This window comes from Paenibacillus shirakamiensis, assembly GCF_017874255.1.
In the GTDB taxonomy this organism is placed as follows: Bacteria; Bacillota; Bacilli; order Paenibacillales; family Paenibacillaceae; genus Fontibacillus; species Fontibacillus shirakamiensis.
In genome coordinates, this window is sequence record NZ_JAGGLD010000008.1 from 104397 (window position 1) to 121450 (window position 17054).

At 39.9% G+C, this 17054-nt stretch carries 19 protein-coding genes; 14 read left to right on the forward strand and 5 right to left on the reverse strand.

All coding sequences use genetic code 11. The features are described 5' to 3' along the window. The first annotated feature begins 138 nt into the window (after nucleotides 1–138). Nucleotides 139–705 (forward strand): hypothetical protein, encoded by a 567-nt coding sequence (locus tag J2Z69_RS17225; RefSeq protein WP_209865524.1) that lies wholly within the window; start codon nucleotides 139–141, stop codon nucleotides 703–705. Nucleotides 706–905: 200 nt separating this feature from the next. Here J2Z69_RS17225 and J2Z69_RS17230 read toward each other — a convergent pair whose 3' ends face one another. Continuing rightward, a complete protein-coding gene (locus J2Z69_RS17230) occupies nucleotides 906–1070 on the reverse strand; it encodes a DUF1328 domain-containing protein (protein ID WP_209865526.1) in 165 nt (54 codons plus the stop codon). 237 nt (nucleotides 1071–1307) lie between these two features. Between J2Z69_RS17230 and J2Z69_RS17235 the strand changes: the two genes are divergently transcribed. From J2Z69_RS17235 to J2Z69_RS17285, 11 genes are all read left to right on the forward strand, one after another. After that, on the forward strand, nucleotides 1308–1817 hold the full coding sequence (locus J2Z69_RS17235) for a DUF948 domain-containing protein (RefSeq protein ID WP_209865639.1): 510 nt from the start codon (nucleotides 1308–1310) through the stop codon (nucleotides 1815–1817). A gap of 40 nt (nucleotides 1818–1857) precedes the next feature. Then, nucleotides 1858–2400 (forward strand): hypothetical protein, encoded by a 543-nt coding sequence (locus J2Z69_RS17240; protein WP_209865528.1) that lies wholly within the window; start codon nucleotides 1858–1860, stop codon nucleotides 2398–2400. 120 nt (nucleotides 2401–2520) lie between these two features. Beyond that, nucleotides 2521–2862: a YflT domain-containing protein gene (locus tag J2Z69_RS17245; RefSeq protein ID WP_209865532.1), complete on the forward strand. Its 342-nt coding sequence runs from the start codon at nucleotides 2521–2523 to the stop codon at nucleotides 2860–2862. A 224-nt stretch (nucleotides 2863–3086) separates the two neighbouring features. After that, nucleotides 3087–4247: a PP2C family protein-serine/threonine phosphatase gene (locus tag J2Z69_RS17250; protein WP_209865535.1), complete on the forward strand. Its 1161-nt coding sequence runs from the start codon at nucleotides 3087–3089 to the stop codon at nucleotides 4245–4247. Then, a complete protein-coding gene (locus J2Z69_RS17255; protein ID WP_209865538.1) occupies nucleotides 4248–7907 on the forward strand; it encodes a response regulator in 3660 nt (1219 codons plus the stop codon). Between the two features lie 58 nt (nucleotides 7908–7965). After that, nucleotides 7966–8838: a CheR family methyltransferase gene (locus tag J2Z69_RS17260; RefSeq protein WP_209865541.1), complete on the forward strand. Its 873-nt coding sequence runs from the start codon at nucleotides 7966–7968 to the stop codon at nucleotides 8836–8838. 39 nt (nucleotides 8839–8877) lie between these two features. Further along, the gene (locus J2Z69_RS17265) at nucleotides 8878–10545 is read left to right on the forward strand and encodes a response regulator (protein WP_209865544.1); all 1668 of its coding nucleotides are present in this window, start codon (nucleotides 8878–8880) and stop codon (nucleotides 10543–10545) included. Between the two features lie 117 nt (nucleotides 10546–10662). Then, on the forward strand, nucleotides 10663–11001 hold the full coding sequence (locus J2Z69_RS17270) for an STAS domain-containing protein (protein ID WP_209865547.1): 339 nt from the start codon (nucleotides 10663–10665) through the stop codon (nucleotides 10999–11001). A gap of 18 nt (nucleotides 11002–11019) precedes the next feature. Next, nucleotides 11020–11475 (forward strand): anti-sigma B factor RsbW, encoded by a 456-nt coding sequence (gene rsbW / locus J2Z69_RS17275; protein WP_209865550.1) that lies wholly within the window; start codon nucleotides 11020–11022, stop codon nucleotides 11473–11475. Beyond that, the gene (locus tag J2Z69_RS17280) at nucleotides 11472–12242 is read left to right on the forward strand and encodes a sigma-70 family RNA polymerase sigma factor (protein ID WP_209865553.1); all 771 of its coding nucleotides are present in this window, start codon (nucleotides 11472–11474) and stop codon (nucleotides 12240–12242) included. Before rsbW ends, J2Z69_RS17280 begins: the two co-directional genes overlap by 4 nt. Nucleotides 12243–12325: 83 nt before the next feature. After that, nucleotides 12326–13327 carry a magnesium transporter CorA family protein gene (locus tag J2Z69_RS17285; protein WP_245339430.1) on the forward strand — a complete coding sequence of 334 codons (1002 nt, stop codon included), beginning with the start codon at nucleotides 12326–12328 and terminating at the stop codon, nucleotides 13325–13327. Nucleotides 13328–13385: 58 nt separating this feature from the next. On the opposite strand, the gene J2Z69_RS17290 is transcribed toward J2Z69_RS17285, so the two are convergent. From J2Z69_RS17290 to J2Z69_RS17300, 3 genes are all read right to left on the reverse strand, one after another. Further along, on the reverse strand, nucleotides 13386–13610 hold the full coding sequence (locus J2Z69_RS17290; RefSeq protein WP_209865556.1) for a hypothetical protein: 225 nt from the start codon (nucleotides 13608–13610) through the stop codon (nucleotides 13386–13388). Between the two features lie 28 nt (nucleotides 13611–13638). Then, on the reverse strand, nucleotides 13639–13962 hold the full coding sequence (locus J2Z69_RS17295) for a DUF5665 domain-containing protein (RefSeq protein WP_209865558.1): 324 nt from the start codon (nucleotides 13960–13962) through the stop codon (nucleotides 13639–13641). Between the two features lie 91 nt (nucleotides 13963–14053). After that, complete coding sequence (locus tag J2Z69_RS17300) at nucleotides 14054–14536, reverse strand: YtxH domain-containing protein (protein WP_209865561.1); 483 nt, start codon at nucleotides 14534–14536, stop codon at nucleotides 14054–14056. Nucleotides 14537–14760: 224 nt separating this feature from the next. On the opposite strand from J2Z69_RS17300, the gene J2Z69_RS17305 reads away from it, so the two are divergent. Then, complete coding sequence (locus J2Z69_RS17305; RefSeq protein ID WP_209865563.1) at nucleotides 14761–15798, forward strand: asparaginase; 1038 nt, start codon at nucleotides 14761–14763, stop codon at nucleotides 15796–15798. 127 nt (nucleotides 15799–15925) lie between these two features. After that, complete coding sequence (locus J2Z69_RS17310) at nucleotides 15926–16645, forward strand: pirin family protein (protein WP_209865566.1); 720 nt, start codon at nucleotides 15926–15928, stop codon at nucleotides 16643–16645. 83 nt (nucleotides 16646–16728) lie between these two features. Here J2Z69_RS17310 and J2Z69_RS17315 read toward each other — a convergent pair whose 3' ends face one another. Further along, the gene (locus tag J2Z69_RS17315; RefSeq protein WP_209865570.1) at nucleotides 16729–16950 is read right to left on the reverse strand and encodes a DUF1128 domain-containing protein; all 222 of its coding nucleotides are present in this window, start codon (nucleotides 16948–16950) and stop codon (nucleotides 16729–16731) included. Nucleotides 16951–17054: the final 104 nt, after the last annotated feature.

The following is a 17054-nucleotide window of genomic DNA, read 5'->3' on the forward strand; positions in this document are numbered from 1 at the left end:
TTCCTCCCTTGGGTATGTTTGGTATTGATTTATATATTCTAAATAACCAACCAAGCGACTTGAGAATCATTTATTTAAAAATAATTTTAAAAAACTAGGAATGATTGCACAGTTTACTAGAGAAAGAAGGCTGAAATTTTGCGAAAACGTTGGTTATGGTGGATTCCTATAGGACTCATACTTATTATCATTGCAGGAGCAGTATTTTATATTAGACCGGTACATACGCTAGACTTGAATGCATCTGAGATGAACTGGAAGCCCAAACTTCGGGAGATGTTAGAGACACGTACCCCCATTCTGCATCTTAATCAGGATGAAGTGAATCAATTAGCCAAGCAAAAACTGGCTACAGCTGTGAATGAGGGCACACTAAAACTTCCATTTACACTTACTGGAGCAAAGTTCATACAGCAGGGACATCGGATAAAGGCGGAAATTAATGGGAGATGGGGAATTATTCCCTTTGGAGCTACAGCCGTTTATGAAATAGATTATGAGGGAGGATTAATGGTTCTTACTCCTATAGAAGTAAAAGTTAAAGATCTCAATATTAAGCCATCAAATTTAGGTTTAAAAGTAGAGCGAGTATCCCCCGATAAAGAGTTACCGAGTGTAATTCAGATCAAAGATATACTCTTCCAAGATCAAGGAATAGAGATTCCTTTAACATTGAATTGGCTAGAGCTTCTGAACATTTTCTAAATTGAAAGCTTCTTCATCCAGTCTCTAGTTAGTCTCAGTCAATATCATTACTACGAAGGCTCAGAGTCTATTTAAAATTAATGTATAGAAGAAGAGTGTCAAGTCTGCGTTATCCGCTGTTATTAAACTAAATAACGTGTTCAACATAGCAAAAGGGTGCATTCCTAGTGGAATGCACCCTTTTGCTACCTCCTTAAGTGTTATAAAGGACGCTTTCTTCTAAATAAAGAAATAACGAAAAGAACAAGAAATAAGAAGAAAATAACTTTAGCGATCATAGCAACAGCAGCAAATACAAGATGGAAGAACCCGATAACACCTGCAATTAAGGCTATTATTAGAAAAATAAAGGACCATTTTAACATGATGACCCTCCTTTCTTCATACAAAATTAGGGAGGTATGTAAGTATAAAGTTACATTCGACTCATGAGAACGTAGTATGGGTCCTTTAACCAAGGGGGGCCTGCCACGAAACGCTAAGACGGAAGTCCCGATAGGAGAGTTAGTGAGCAGTTGTTTCGTCCCAAAAAGGATAGGGTAACTAAGGAATAACAAAGATTATTTTGAGATGAGAAAGAGAGGTCATTAAGTATGGATGGATTGATTTGGCAGTTGAGTGTGGCCGTGATTGCGTTGGCATTTGTAGCGCTGGTTGTGTTCTTAATTAAGACACTGAAAGCCGCTGAGAATTCCTTGGATAAAACATCACAGACTCTGCAAGAAGTACAGAAAACCATTGATGAATTAAGTTATGAAGTCAAACAGGTCGTTAGACATGCAAACGGAATTACGGAAGATGTTCAAGGTAAGATGAAGAAGATTGATCCCGTCCTAGAAACGGTTAAAAATGTAGGTGACATTCTAAATGAAGTGACCATTAGTGCTAAACAAGTTTCTTCTGCACTAATCGATCGGTTCAAGAAGTCTCCGGCTGAGATTCGTGGAGAATCAACTTTCTCTTCTGCCTCGGCAGCCAAAGCAGCTGTTCAATCCCCTTCTGAAAGAACGGTAGATTCATATGCAGCTGTATACAGTGACAAGAAGACAAAACAAAGCTGGGTAAAATGGGTAGATGTTGCTGCTGGAGTATGGCAAAGATATCGCGCTTAAAGTATAGCTTGAATGAGAGGTTCTAGAAAGGGTGAGCAGCATGTTCAGCACATTCGCGTTGTTATTAAGTATGATGAGTCCACTAACGGGACCGACCCATACCATCCCTCATCAAAATGTCATGGTTGCTTCGGTCCAATATCCTTGGACTGTAAAAGCTCAAACGTCTTCAGCGATTGCTTCAAGCGAGACTGAACTTAAGCCGATAGAATACTTCAATACATTAAATGATATTGCTCTAAGTGATCAACGTTCGGATGTAATCCGGATTAAAGGTGAACCTAATCATATTTCTACAGACTCTATAACAGGTTATACCGAATATCACTACAATGATACTATCGTAGGAATGTATGAAGATCATGTGTACTATGTACATGTTAACACTGAGGCGCAACAGATGAAGATTAATGATGAATGGATATCCCTGCAACCGAATGTGTTGAGACAAACTCTAGGAAACCCAGATTATAAGGCTGAAGATGGCGATGTATATATGAAAGAATCTGGTGCTATAAAGATCTATAAAGACGCTACTCAGAGCATTAAGGGCATAGATCTCTTTGATGACAGTAATTCATAATGAATTGGAATGAATGCCCTATGAACAACTGTTTCATACACAAGGATTTGTGGTTAAAAGTTCAATAGAAAGAAACGACAAGATGTGTCAAATCATATGAAATTAAGGAGCGTGACTGTAATGGCTGAAACAACAAAATCATACGCAAAAGTAGTGGAAAATGGAGTACATGCTGTTGAGACCGTAAAAGAATTAAGTGCAACAGGTTATGATAAAGACCATATCTTTGTACTTGCTCATGATCAAGACCGTACAGAACGCATTGTGGATACTGCGAATGCACAAGAAATTGGGATGAAAGAAGAAGGCATGTTTGATTCTATTGCTAACTTGTTCCGTTCCCGTGGAGATGAACTTCGCTCTAAGATTGTGTCTCTTGGATTCACGGAATCCGAAGCTGATTTTTATGAAAAAGAATTAGACTTGGGTAAAGTATTGGTTATTGCAAAACGCAGTGAATAATATTTTTAAATATAGCTAAATGAAGCTCATGCATAGATAAGGAATGGGGATTGTGCCCATTCCTTATCTATATTTTTGGATATTTCAGCATAAATCGCCATATTCCTCGTTTTTTACTTGATTACACCCCGTTAATAAATGATATAGTTAAAAAGATCGGCATAGTCGATAGGAAGGCATATTTGGGATTTCGCCGACTTTCATGAGTCATGAAGGAGAGAATTATGAAAATTTTAATTGTAGACGACAATCCAACAAACATCATTATTATTCGCGAAATATTGAAAAAAGAAAATTACCGGAAGACAATCGCTGTTTCTTCAGCTGCTGAGATGTTCGAGCATTTGTCTTTGGATCATGGTGCAGGGGCCGTTACGGGACCTACCGATATAGATTTGATACTGCTGGATATGATGATGCCTGAAATGGATGGCATTGAAGCTTGCCAGATTATTCAGAAATATGAAGAACTTCGAGATATTCCAATTATTATGGTTACTGCTGTTGGAGATTCTAAGAAACTAGCGGAAGCTCTAGATGCAGGGGCAGTGGATTATGTTACGAAGCCAATTAACAAGGTTGAACTGATGGCGCGAATCCGGCTTGCCCTTCGCCTGAAACAAGAGAAAGATTGGCATAAGGAGCGAGATCAAAGATTATCAGAAGAATTAAAGCTTGCTGCTCTAGTTCAAAATGCTGTCTTAAGCCCGCCGATAAGTGATGAGAAGTTTGAAGTAAATGCGCTATACAAACCTTCTTATGAACTTGCAGGTGATTTATATTCTTGGTATCCCCTAGGCAATGGAAAGTATGGGGTCATTCTGTTGGATATGATGGGCCATGGTATTTCTTCTTCATTAGTCTGTATGTTTGTAGCTTCCGTCTTGAAGGATGCAGTTACAACTTTTGTGGAGCCCGAACAAGTAGTACAAGAACTTAATCGTAGATTTAGCCAGCTTCATATAGATAGTCAATTGGTTCAGTACTATTTTACTGCAATCTATCTTGTAGTAGATACGAATTTGAAGCGTATTGATTATGTAAATGCAGGCCATCCGCCAGGTCTTTTATATATGAATGATGGAACAGTCACGCAACTGGATACAACATGTGCGCCTGTAGGCTTATTTGATACTATTGAGGCAGATTCTCGAACGCTTTACTATGAAGGGGATGGCCATCTGGTTCTATACACGGATGGGCTTCTTGAGAATTTGGAAGGGGATCAAGACAGACAGATTGATTATCTGAAAGTGCATCTGAAGGATCAGCATCTTCTGGACATCGATGCGATGCAGCAGATGTTCTTTGATGACACAATTCCACAAGAGCGGGACGATGATAAATGTCTAGTCTGGATATCATTAAAAGAAGGAGATTTATAGATGAAAATCAGAACTAAACTTCTGATCGGCTTTGGTTCGCTTATGCTTATTTTGCTTGTGTTAACCTTTATAAGTTATGACCGAATGGACTTTCTTAAGAAACAAGTAGATCAGGTATACGAACAACGATATGTGAAAGTACGGAATTCTAGTGATATGCGCGGGCAGGTCAACGAAATGACTAAGGAAATGGCCAATGCCCTTTTAAATACAGATATTGCTGTGAATGATGTCAAAGCTGATTTGAATAGTGCGAGAGATAAAGCCGATAAGAATTTGAACTCCTTGCTAAAAAGTCAATCGACTTCTGACGAGAAGCTTACGCTGAACAATGTTCAAAAAGTATGGGATAAATATAAAATTTATGTGGATACTCAGATCTCGTTGCTTGAGCAAGGAGATCGTGCAAAGTCCATGGCTTATCGGAAGTCAACCGGAATTGAGATCCAGAATGAAATTATAGAATCTTTGAATTCTTTACTCGATTATCAGGACCTAGAGATTGAGCAAGAGGTAAAGGATGCGGATGTGGCTTATCAGAACTCCGTTAGAATCACAGTCCTAGTCATGGCCTTAGGTTTATTGCTAGCGCTAGGCGTGATGTTATGGCTTCTTCCAAGTATTAATCGTGGACTGAACACCGTCAATCTGATGATGAATAGCTTTGGCAAAGGGAAATTAAAAGCGATTCGTAGGATTAAAGTAACGACGGATGACGAGATTGGAGAAGTAGCTCGTGTGTTCCAATCCATGTCAGAAGATCTGGAACAAAAACAGGAAATGGAACAGAAATATACCCAAGCTCAACAAGATAGTACGTGGGTCAATGCGAATTTAGCGAGAATTACGGAATTGTTCCGTGGAGCTAATTCATTGAAGCAGGTCTGTCAATTGTTCATTAATGAATTCACACCGGTATTAGGTGGACGTTATGGTGCGATCTATATTCGTGAAGCAGAGAAGAATCCCAACGAAATTCGTCTAACAGGAGCTTATGCCATGGATGAAGCGAATAGGCCGCATTCCATCTTCAGAATGGGTGAAGGGTTAGTTGGGCAAGTGGCTGCGGATCAAACTGCACTGAATTTAAAAGAAGTTCCAGAAAATTACTTATCGGTTCGTTCGGGACTAGGGGAATCTAAGCCTGCTGATGTGATGATCTATCCGATCGTTTTTGAAGAAGAAGCCATTGGTGTCGTCGAAATAGCAGCCTTCCATCCGTTCACACCGATTCAAATGCAGTTATTGCAAGAACTTACTGGAAGTCTAGGTGTTATTCTTACAAGTATCATGGGCAGAATTCGAGTGGAAGAGCTGCTGAGAGAATCCCAAGCACAAGGTGAAGAACTTCAAGCTCAATCGGAAGAACTTCAGACGCAACAGGAAGAATTACGTCGATCTAATGAGAACTTAGAAGAGCAGACCATCGCGCTCAAACGTTCTGAAGAATTGTTGCAAAGACAACAAGAAGAACTGGAACATTTCAATACGGAATTAATAGCGAAGACGCATGCTTTGCAAGAACAGGTCCAAGAAGTGGAAGAGAAGAATGATGAGATTCAGAAAACAAAGACGCGTCTGGAAGAACAAGCTAGACAACTTGAACTCACAAGCAAATATAAGTCTGAATTCCTGGCGAATATGTCGCATGAATTACGTACACCTCTGAACAGTCTGCTCATTCTGTCCCAGTTGTTATCAGAGAACAAAGAGAACAACCTTTCCACTAAACAAAAAGAATACGCACAAACCATCTATATGTCAGGTGCTGATTTACTTAAGATGATCGATGAAATTCTAGATTTATCTAAAGTTGATGCAGGTAAGATGGAGATCAACCGCGAGGAACTTCATATGGATGAACTGAGAAAGTTTGTGTTGCAAAACTTCCAGGAAGTAGCTCATAAGAAAAATTTGGTTTTAGGTGTTGAAGTCGATTCAGATGTACCGGAAATCATGGTTACGGATGGGCACCGAGTCAAACAGATTCTAAGAAATTTGTTATCCAACGCTTTCAAATTCACAAGTCAGGGTCAAGTCACCTTTGAGGTATCAAGAGCCCATGCAGATGATTTGCCTTATGCTCTGGATGCCACTCGCTCTTATCTGGCACTAGCTGTGCGGGATACAGGAATAGGTATATCCAAAGATAAAACAGATCTAATTTTCGAAGCCTTCCAGCAAGCGGATGGAACAACAAGTCGTAAATATGGCGGAACGGGTTTAGGACTGTCGATTAGCCGCGGATTAGCTAATCTTCTTGGTGGAGCAATTCATCTTACAACGACTGAGGGAGAAGGAAGCAAGTTCACTCTTTATTTGCCTGAGAGCTCTTTGGTCATGAACAAAGTGAATAAAATGGAACGTGAATCATTATTAACTGCTGATCCCGTCTTCCGTGAACGCACAAAGACGCAGATTGCCGCTACTTCATCAAGAACTATTATTCCAATGATTGAAGATGATCGTGCAGATATCCAGTCCCAAGATAAAGTATTGTTAATTGTGGAAGATGACATTCATTTTGCTCGAATTCTTATTGATATGGCTAGAGGGTATGGATTTAAGACATTAACGTCAGCCCAAGGTGATGAGGGTCTAAAAATGGCAAAGTCTTATCTCCCTGATGCTATTATTCTAGACATTCAGCTACCAGTCATGGATGGGTGGTCTATATTGGCAGAATTAAAAGGAAATCCAGATACTCGCCACATTCCTGTTCATGTCATTTCAGTAGTGGACGATGTCAAACAGGGGATGATGATGGGAGCAATTGCCTATCTGCAGAAGCCTTCCTCTAGAGAAGGATTGGAACAAGCTTTTAACCATATTGAGTCTTATATTGAGAAAAGTCTCAAGCATCTCCTTATTGTAGAAGATGATGAGATTCAGCGGAAAGCTATTATAGAACTCGTCGGACATGACGATGTTATGATTACTGCTGTATCTACAGGGCAAGAAGCAATCCATGAACTTGCAAAACAACATTTTGATTGTATGGTGCTTGATTTAATGTTGACGGATATGACTGGTTTTACCTTACTTGACCAAATTCGGGATGATGAGAACCTTCGTGATTTACCGATTATTATATATACAGGTAAAGAACTGAATAATAAGGAAGAGACTCAACTTCGTAAATATGCGGAATCGATTATCATTAAGGACGTTAAATCTCCTGAACGATTACTCGACGAAACGACGCTGTTCCTGCACCGGGTGGAGGCTGACCTGCCTGAAGAGAAACGTAGTATTCTGCGCAAGCTACACAACAAAGAAGAACTTTTCGAAGGTAAGAAAATTTTACTTGTAGATGATGATGTGAGAAATGTTTTTGCTCTTTCTAGCGTTCTTGAAGGGTACCGGATGAATGTTGTCTTTGCAGAGAATGGACGCGAAGCGATTGATACACTGGTAGAGCATGGGGATTTTGATCTTATTTTGATGGATATGATGATGCCTGAGATGGATGGATATGAGGCGATGACTCTAATTCGTCAAATGCCAGAGTATGAAAAATTACCGATTATTGCACTGACAGCGAAAGCAATGAAAGACGATCGATTTAAGTGTATTGAAGCAGGGGCTTCTGATTATATGAAGAAACCTATACAAACGGATCAACTTTTATCATTAATGCGTGTTTGGTTGTATTCGTAACGGTGCTTTCTGGGTAAAGGTATATTGAAAGCAGATCAACGTAGAAGGGGTTTAGTGCATGACTTCAGGCGATTTTTATGATTTTGATGTTCAATCCCCTCAAGATGCGGGTGAGAACGAACGGGAGACAATTGAAATAGAGCTATTATTGGAAGGAATACATCGATTATATGGGCATGACTTCCGTAATTATGCTCTACCTTCCTTGAAGAGAAGGATCTGGCATTCCGTTCATGGAGAGAACCTGAAAAGCATTTCCGGTTTACAAGAAAAAGTGCTGCATGATCGTGCTTATTTTGACAGACTAGTCCATAATTTATCTATACCTGTAACTGAAATGTTCCGTGATCCCGAGATGTTCCGTACGTTCCGGGAGAAGGTCATTCCTATTTTACGGACGTATCCATATATTCGAATATGGCATGCAGGATGCTCAACAGGCGAAGAAGTCTATTCCATGGCGATTTTGCTGCATGAAGAGGGACTTTATGATAAAGCGAGAATATATGCTACAGATATGAACGACCGTTCCCTAGCCCAAGCGAAGGAAGGCATCTACAATATACAGAAAATGAAATTGTATACGAAAAATTATTTGGAGGCGGGCGGCAAAAGATCCTTCTCTGAATATTATACAGCTAAGTATAATTCTGTAATTTTTCATCCTTTTCTTCGTAAGAATATGATTTTTGCTGAACATAATCTGGCAACAGATCGTTCCTTTAATGAGTTCAACGTGATATTATGCCGTAATGTAATGATTTATTTTAACGATACTCTCCGTAACGGAGTTCATAAATTGTTCCACGAAAGTTTGAGTAATTTTGGGGTGCTCGTTCTAGGTTCTAAAGAATCCATCAGTTTTACGGACTATTCGGATTGTTATGAACCGCTGGATCGCGTCGAGAAGATGTACCGCAAGATTAAATAACAAGATTAAATAAGATGACACACATTGAGGGGGGATTCTATGGGGTATCATGAACCAATTCATATATTGCTGGTAGATGACCGCCCCGAGAATCTTATGGCTCTTGAGGCCGTATTGGATAGTGAACATTACAGTCTTGTTAAGGCCACCTCGGGGGAAGAGGCTCTTAGACATTTGCTTAAAGGAGAATTTGCAGTCATTGTTCTCGATGTGCAGATGCCAGGAATGGATGGTATTGAGACCGCAAAGTTAATTAAAGCAAGAGATAAGACGAAGGACATTCCAATTATCTTCATCTCTGCTAACGATAAGGAAGCCGATCAGTTATTTGCTGGATATTCAGCTGGAGCCATCGATTATATGGTAAAGCCATTTATCCCACAAATTTTAAGATCTAAAATTGAAGGTTTTGTAAGTATGTATCTTACGAATAAGAAGCTTAAAACTCAATCCATGTTACTGCATCAGAAGACGCAAGAACTGGAAAAAATAAATGAAGAATTAGTAAAAGCTAAAGAGGAAGCCGAAATTGCTGCTAAAGCGAAAACGGATTTTCTGGCGATGATGAGTCATGAGATTCGTACCCCGATGAATGGGGTTATTGGAATGGTAGATCTTCTAATGGAAACCGAACTTGAAGGCGAACAACAAGAGTATGCAGAAATTATACGTAAAAGTTCGGATGCTTTAGTGTCAGTTATTAATGATATTTTGGATTTCACAAAATTAGAATCCGGTAAAATGGAATTGGATGAAACGCCATTTGAATTAATTCATGGTGTGAAGGAAGTATTTGATCTTTTCACTGTAGAAGCCAATCGTAAAAATCTTGAATTAGTGTATTTTATCGATGAGCAAATACCTGCTGTGGTGCAAGGAGATATGGCCAGACTTCGTCAAGTATTGATTAATCTCATTGCTAATTCTATGAAATTTACTGAGCAGGGTGGTATTTATTTGGTGGTCTCTGCCAAAGAGCATGCACATCAACGTATGATGCTTGAATTCACAGTGCGTGATACAGGTATTGGTATTGATCCTAACAAGGCCGAAAAGCTCTTTAAACCCTTTTCACAACTCGATTCATCTATGGCAAGGAAATATGGAGGAACGGGGCTGGGACTTGCAATCTGCAAGAACTTAGTGTCGATGATGGGTGGAGATATCCAAGTTGATCCTGTTGAGGAAGAAGGCCCAGGAACGGCATTTACTTTCACCATTAAAGTAGGGAAGAGTGAAGAAGATCTACAGCATGAACTGCAAAGAATAACGAGAGATAGAATAAATTCTATGCCAAAGGAAAACACTAAGCGTGTTCTTGTTGTAGATGATCACCCTATTAACCAAAAGTTAATGGTTAGTATGCTGCGGAAGTTAGGTTTAGCAGCAGATGTGGCTGGAGATGGTCTGCAGGCGATTGAAATGGCTAGATCTTCTTATCTTTATGATTATATCTTTATGGATATTCAAATGCCTGAAATGGATGGACTTGAAGCTACACGGAGAATTTGTTCAGAGCGTGAACAACAGAATCAAAGGCCCATTATTTTTGCAATGACAGCTAATGTGATGGATGGTATTCAAGGACGTTGCAAAGAAGCAGGGATGACAGATTACGTCAGCAAACCCGTGAAACTGGATCACATCAAAAACATGATTAACAAATACTCCGATTCTTTGGTATCGGACTCCAATGCAACAGGGTAAAATTAAAAAGAAATTTATTACCAGCCTGTCCTTGTGTTTCAAAGGATGGGTTAAAGGTTTATTTATTAGAGAATAAGCTGTAAGATATAGAAAAACATAATTCAGGAGAGATTGTCTATGAATACTAATAAAAACGAGAAGTTTAATGCAGAAACGCAAGTGGAAGATGGTACTTGCACCGTATATTTGACGGGTGAACTGGATTTGTCCGTAGCTCCTGATTTTAGACAGGTTATGGAGCCATTAGTTGGGGATAGTAACTTAGATCTTGTAATCAATCTTAAAGATCTGAAATACATCGACAGTACGGGTATTGGTATTTTATTATCTATCCTTAAAGCAAGACATGGTATGAGTGCACAGTTCTTTGTTCGTGAAGTACCGCCGCAAATTCAAAAATTGTTTGATATGACGGGTATTGCTAAATTTTTTGCTCCAAAAGAGAATTCCCAATAGGAAAGGACAGAACGTATAATGGTAGACGAAGTACAAAAAGTTTCTTTACACTTACCCGCAACGGCCGAATATGTCGATATAGTTAGATTGAATTTGTATGGAATTGCTTCTAAGATGGGCTTCTCTTATGAGGACATTGAAGATATGAAAGTAGCAGTATCCGAAGCATGCAATAATTCTGTACTTTATGCGTACAAGCAAGAAGAAGGTAAAGTCGAAGTTATTTTTGAAGTTAAGCCGGACGAATTGTCCATAACGGTGAAGGACGAAGGGGAAAGCTTTGATTCGTGGAATAAGTCAGGCGGCGATCGTGTGACGCTTCACGATAAAGAATTGGATGAGGCTCAAATCGGTGGTTTAGGTTTCTACTTAATGCAGGCGCTTATGGATGATGTGAGCGTTGTGAGCGAAGCAGGGAAAGGAACAAAGGTTGTTCTGATTCGTAAACTTGCTCGCAGCGAGGAGACCGTATGACCGATAAACTGACTCCCCCCGAGTCTATGAACGAAGCCACCGGCTTAATTTGGGAATATCAACAAACGAAAGATAACGACATCGCCACCGTGCTCATCAAGAAATATGAGCCGATGGTCAAAATGGCAGCAGGTAAAATTGCCAGAAACCGCCCAGATTTGTATGAAGACTTATATCAGGTAGGACAAATGGCCTTAATTCGTCTTCTGCAGCAATATGATATCTCATTAGGAATTCCATTTGAACCCTATGCGATGAAGAGTATGATTGGGCATATGAAGAATTTTCTTCGTGATAAGTCATGGTACATTCAAGTACCTCGTCGGATAAAAGAAAAAGGCGCTTTAGTTCAACAAGCTATCGATGAACTTACCGTTCGCTTTGAACGTTCGCCAGATGTAAAAGAGATTGCAGCTTTCCTTGATCTTTCTGTAGAAGAAACGATTGAAGTATTGGCTGGTCGTGAATGCTATCATTATGTATCTCTGGATTCTCCATTGTCTCAAGATGAAAGCACAGCGACTCTAGGTGAACTCATAAGTTCGGATGCAAATGATTATGATACGGTTGAGAAAAGAATGGATCTTCAGCAAGCGCTAAGCCAACTCAAAGAACAGGAACAAAATGTTCTATTGCTGGCTTTCCAAGATGGGCAATCTCAACGAGCCATTGCTCAAAAATTGGGTGTATCTCAAATGAGCGTATCGCGTATTCAAAAACGTGCGACGGAAAAATTAAAACAAATTATGTCCAATGCTAATTCATAATTGCTCTGAATTAACAAATTAAAAGACACGCCATTCCTCAAGGGATGTAGCGTGTCTTTTTTAAAGAAGAGGAGATATAAGGAATGATGATGGAGCAGATTGAAGATGATATTAAGCATGTTCCGGAAATGCATAAAGAATGGAACGCGGATGCAGGCTGGGCATGGCACGATCTAAATGTGGAGAATTGGGACAATTCAGATGTGGAGGAATTAAGAGAGAAGTATCCTTTAACAGAAGAATGGTTGAAGGAAATTCCTGCCGTGGAGACTAGTTACTTATCGGTACGTATTCCTACCGAAGAGAATCCAATTATTTTTGGAACACTCATGTATTCAGTAAAACAAGAAATTGATACCGCGGCTTCGTGTAATAAATTTCACTTTTTTATTAGTAATGACGTATTCGTTACTATTAATTTGGATGACAATACCCGCGAGTTAATGACAACGCCAGAGCGTTTGGCGATATTAAGTGCATGCACACACCCAAGTGATGCCCTGTTCATATTATCTAGAACTGTATTACACTACTTTCACGCGGGTATGGATCATTTTGAAGGTAATCTGCGTAGAGTAGAAGAGACGATGAAGCGGCGAAACAAAAAGAATATTATGGACTGGATTCTGACGTCCCGTTTTGAACTCTTGTTCTGGCATAACTTATTTATGTCGTTTCAAGAACTGCTTACGGCATCCCGGGAAGCCTATCTAGATCGAATTAATAACAGTGTGTATTTCCAGCGCTATACGTATAGAGTAGAACGGATGGAACAGTTATTTCAGCATTATGAGAAAGAAATTGATACATTGATCTCAATCGATGATGCGATCTCTGCTTTCCGAGGAAATGAAATTACAAAAACGTTGACATTGTTAGCTTCTTTGTTCACTCCAGCTACTGTGGTCGGAGCAATATGGGGTATGAATACGGATTTCTTACCTTGGGTGAAGGATGGGGTATGGGGGTTTGTGATCGTCATGGCTCTGATATTTGCAGGTACATTCACTTTGTGGTGGTTCTTAAGAGCGAAGGGATGGACAGGGGACTTGCTGGAAGTTGAAAATGAAAAAAGCAACTTATGAGGTAAACCTTGAACAATAAAAGCCTGAGCGTAGAGCCCAGGCTTTTTCTATATGAATTTTATTGTTCTGGATCGTTTTTCAATCCTTTTTCTTCAACCTCAGTCGTTGTATCCATATTTTCCATTTCTTTACCTAAGCGTTTCAAATCGTCCATATCATTTACCATAGAGCCATTCTCTGCTTCATTGATGTCTTTGCTCTTCGGAAGATTTCCTTCTTTAGCTTCCTTAATTTGATCGCGGGTATATTCTTCTTGTTCATCTTTTGGATTCGTTGGACTCATGAGGATAATCCCCTTTCAGAAGATGGCTTTATTTTTTGTAAGCATTCATGTAACTTTGCAGATTAGCTAGAAACTCCCCAATCAGCGGCATGGAGACGAAGAAACTCGTAATCCATCCCAGCAGGACGAGCACTAAGGCTGTACCGACGGTTAGTCCTAATCCACGAGCCATGCCAGCCGTGAAATTAGAGATAATCCGTTTCTTAGGATTCGTATAATTCTCTATAATATCCTTGAAATCGGATCGTTCGAGTGCGTCAGCAATGTCATCCAATCGTGTATTCAGTTTCTTTACTTCATGTCTAAGTTCAAAAGGATGATCCTTAGTGTCGTATTGTTTCAGTTCTCCCATGCCGCATGACTTCCTTTCAATAGAAAAATGGGGAAAATAAATAGCCAGCAAAGAAGAAGCTGGCTATTCAAACGTTACTATTCATCAAGAATTAATAAGATGAACGAGTTTTGTTTGTTACTTCACGAGCTGTCTCTTGGGATGTTTTTTGAACATCTTTAGCTACGTCAGCAGAAGTATTTTTAGCTTCATTCGCAACGGTCTCAGCTGTATCACGAGCGTCATCTGACACATTACTTGCTGCTTGTTTTACTTCATCAGCTACCATTCCTGAAGCGGATTTAACGCTGGAGAGCAATGTGCTTGTACTTGCGCCAACAGTTTTAGCCATATCAGTAGTTTTAGTACCTACGTTTTTAGCAAGTTCAGTTGTTTTGTCGCTTACTACGGAAGCCACATCTTTAGATTTGTCGTAAACCGTGCCCCATTTATCGGAAAGATCACTGCGCATGTCACGGCCTGTCTTAGGAGCATATAAAAGAGCTGCTGCTGCACCTAACAAACCACCAATTAGAAGGCCTTTTGTAAATGTTGAACCACTTTGTACTGGGTATTCTGTCTCTGCTTTATTCATAATGAGTCACTCCTTAGTTTTAGTTGTGCATTTCGTTTGCTTGCTGCTTACTTTGTATTTAAACTAGAGGATACCCACTGAAACAGTACATCAAATTTAGACTGGAAAGGATAAGTTCCTGTTCGGTTTATGTTTCGTATACTATACTATTAGAGTTGAGCATCATTATGTAGGAAAGAATAGTCCTCTTAAAGGGGAGTTTTGATTTGGAAGGGGAAGAGCGTATGTTAGAACAACTAGAGAATCAAGTAGCACCTGAAATGATGATTAAAGAATATCGGGGCAACTGGATGGAAAATGCCCATTATGGACATATAAGTATCGTAAATGAATATGGAGAGGTCGTGTACGCTTTAGGCGATCCACATTATCGAGCGTTTACTCGATCCTCCGCTAAGCCCCTTCAAGCCATCCCAGGTATTCGGGCAGGAATTCACGAGCATTATGGATTATCTACTAAAGAGGTGGCCGTGATGACTGCCTCGCATCGATCGGAAGAAGTACACGTGCAGACCCTTGAACATTTAAGTGAAAAAGTTGAAATTGGAGAGCATTGTCTCGTATGTGCACCAAGTCTTCCGTTAGATGAAGGATCTAAAGAAGATTGGTTACGTGCAGGGGGAGGACGGAGACGACTCTACCACAACTGCTCAGGGAAGCATCTCGGCGTTCTTGCTTACAGTAAAATGATGGGATATTCACTTCAAGGATATGATCAGCCAGATCACCCAGCCCAGCAGGAAATTATAGAGACCTTTGCGACCATGACCGGGATGAGTACAGACGATCTCATACAAGGTACAGATGGATGTGGATTCCCTGTATTTGCGTTGCCCCTTTCAAACTTGGCGTATGGTTATGTGAAGCTCGCATGTCCTGATTTAATTCAAGATGAGGCTACACGCGTGGCCGTAGAGACCATTACTTCGGCAATGAATACCTATCCTATATTAGTAGGAGGAAGCGATCGAGTAGATTCGTTGCTGCTCAAAGATCAAAATATCATCGCGAAGGGTGGATTTAAGGGCGTATATTGTTTTAGTCTCAAGAAAGAGCGTCTAGGTATAGCCTTCAAAATCTTGGACGGTTCTGAAGAAGAATGGGGTTGGGTGGTACAAAGTATACTAGAACAAATCGGATACGATGTATCAGATACCATTCATCATTTAAAAGAAAATTTCAGTAAAAAAATTACGAATGATGTTGGAACACAGGTGGGATATGCAGAGGGCGTTTTCCATTTAAAATCCAGCCTTAGCTAGCTAAATAGCTTAAAAAAACCACCCTCCATAGTTGATTGAGGCTCTAATCATGCGGGTAAGAGATAGACAAGAAAAGAAACGGCATGAACATAAACAAAGTTTCTGAAGACTATGGAGGTAGATACCAATGATTAAAGTGATAACTTCGGATGAGCGCCATACTTCAGATCGTGGTTGGATACACAGTGAATTCAGTTTCTCTTTTTCAGACTATGAGGATCCCAGCAATGCTCACTTCGGTTGCCTGCTGGCACATAATGAGAATATCTTAAAGCCGAAGCAAGGATTCAAAAAACATCCTCATCATGATTTGGAAATTGTAAGCTATGTGGTATCTGGTACATTGAACCATACCGATGATCTGGGCAATACGCAAGAGTTGAAGGCAGGTACTGTGCAAGTAATGAGCGCAGGTACTGGAGTAGTGCATGAAGAGAATAATCCTTCGAGTGAAGAAGAAGTTCGGTTCATTCAAATGTGGTTTTTACCCGACAAACCGAGCGAACTTCCATATTGGCAAAGTCGATCTTTTGAAAAGCAAGATCATCTGAATGCTCTCCTACCTATTGTATCTGGACGCGGAGAAGAGAGTACGTTGCCGATTAATCAGGAATTAACGGTGTATCTTTCCACATTAGAAACAGGGAACGAAGTGTCTTTACCACACCGCGAAAATCGTAGAAGTCATGTGTTTATTATTAGTGGGCATATAGAAATCACATGTGGAGACGAGAAACTGACCTTAAATCCTGGGGATGCTACTCGAATTAAAAAGAGTTGCGATTTACTCATACGAGGAATAGGTAGTGAATGTCCTGCGGAGTTTATTTTAATTGATATGCCTTAATGTAATCCAACATACAAAAAGAGTCCTCTTCCTGTACAAAGGATAAGTAGGACTCTTTTTTGTATCCATACGGTCAAAAAAAATTAAGATCTTAGACTACCTAGTTCAGAGGCTAAAGCTTCTACTTCCGATATGCTTAGGCGCTCTTTGTTAATCACAATATCGTAGACTTCGTGGATATCGTCGTAACGATCTACCGAAAACGCGGAAGCTTGCATGGCTGCTCCTGTGGCCATTCTAAGCTTGTTTTTGATGGCTTCAATCATATATTCAATGTTTTCTTGCGTCTTTTGAGTTAAATCCATGGTTAGTCCCCTTCTTTCTTAGAACATTCTTTAGGTATTGTATCATGTGAGTGAGAGAGGATCATCTTTTTTTGCGGCGCGGTTTGTGATTCGGTACAATATAG

What these genes read in the sequence shown, in the direction of transcription:
- J2Z69_RS17230 (WP_209865526.1), bottom strand. Translation starts at nt 1,070, where the DNA reads ATGTTAAAATGGTCCTTTATTTTTCTAATAATAGCCTTAATTGCAGGT.
- J2Z69_RS17240 (WP_209865528.1), top strand. Translation starts at nt 1,858, where the DNA reads ATGTTCAGCACATTCGCGTTGTTATTAAGTATGATGAGTCCACTAACG.
- J2Z69_RS17245 (WP_209865532.1), top strand. Translation starts at nt 2,521, where the DNA reads ATGGCTGAAACAACAAAATCATACGCAAAAGTAGTGGAAAATGGAGTA.
- J2Z69_RS17250 (WP_209865535.1), top strand. Translation starts at nt 3,087, where the DNA reads ATGAAAATTTTAATTGTAGACGACAATCCAACAAACATCATTATTATT.
- J2Z69_RS17255 (WP_209865538.1), top strand. Translation starts at nt 4,248, where the DNA reads ATGAAAATCAGAACTAAACTTCTGATCGGCTTTGGTTCGCTTATGCTT.
- J2Z69_RS17260 (WP_209865541.1), top strand. Translation starts at nt 7,966, where the DNA reads ATGACTTCAGGCGATTTTTATGATTTTGATGTTCAATCCCCTCAAGAT.
- J2Z69_RS17265 (WP_209865544.1), top strand. Translation starts at nt 8,878, where the DNA reads ATGGGGTATCATGAACCAATTCATATATTGCTGGTAGATGACCGCCCC.
- J2Z69_RS17270 (WP_209865547.1), top strand. Translation starts at nt 10,663, where the DNA reads ATGAATACTAATAAAAACGAGAAGTTTAATGCAGAAACGCAAGTGGAA.
- rsbW (WP_209865550.1), top strand. Translation starts at nt 11,020, where the DNA reads ATGGTAGACGAAGTACAAAAAGTTTCTTTACACTTACCCGCAACGGCC.
- J2Z69_RS17280 (WP_209865553.1), top strand. Translation starts at nt 11,472, where the DNA reads ATGACCGATAAACTGACTCCCCCCGAGTCTATGAACGAAGCCACCGGC.
- J2Z69_RS17285 (WP_245339430.1), top strand. Translation starts at nt 12,326, where the DNA reads ATGATGATGGAGCAGATTGAAGATGATATTAAGCATGTTCCGGAAATG.
- J2Z69_RS17290 (WP_209865556.1), bottom strand. Translation starts at nt 13,610, where the DNA reads ATGAGTCCAACGAATCCAAAAGATGAACAAGAAGAATATACCCGCGAT.
- J2Z69_RS17295 (WP_209865558.1), bottom strand. Translation starts at nt 13,962, where the DNA reads ATGGGAGAACTGAAACAATACGACACTAAGGATCATCCTTTTGAACTT.
- J2Z69_RS17300 (WP_209865561.1), bottom strand. Translation starts at nt 14,536, where the DNA reads ATGAATAAAGCAGAGACAGAATACCCAGTACAAAGTGGTTCAACATTT.
- J2Z69_RS17305 (WP_209865563.1), top strand. Translation starts at nt 14,761, where the DNA reads ATGTTAGAACAACTAGAGAATCAAGTAGCACCTGAAATGATGATTAAA.
- J2Z69_RS17310 (WP_209865566.1), top strand. Translation starts at nt 15,926, where the DNA reads ATGATTAAAGTGATAACTTCGGATGAGCGCCATACTTCAGATCGTGGT.
- J2Z69_RS17315 (WP_209865570.1), bottom strand. Translation starts at nt 16,950, where the DNA reads ATGGATTTAACTCAAAAGACGCAAGAAAACATTGAATATATGATTGAA.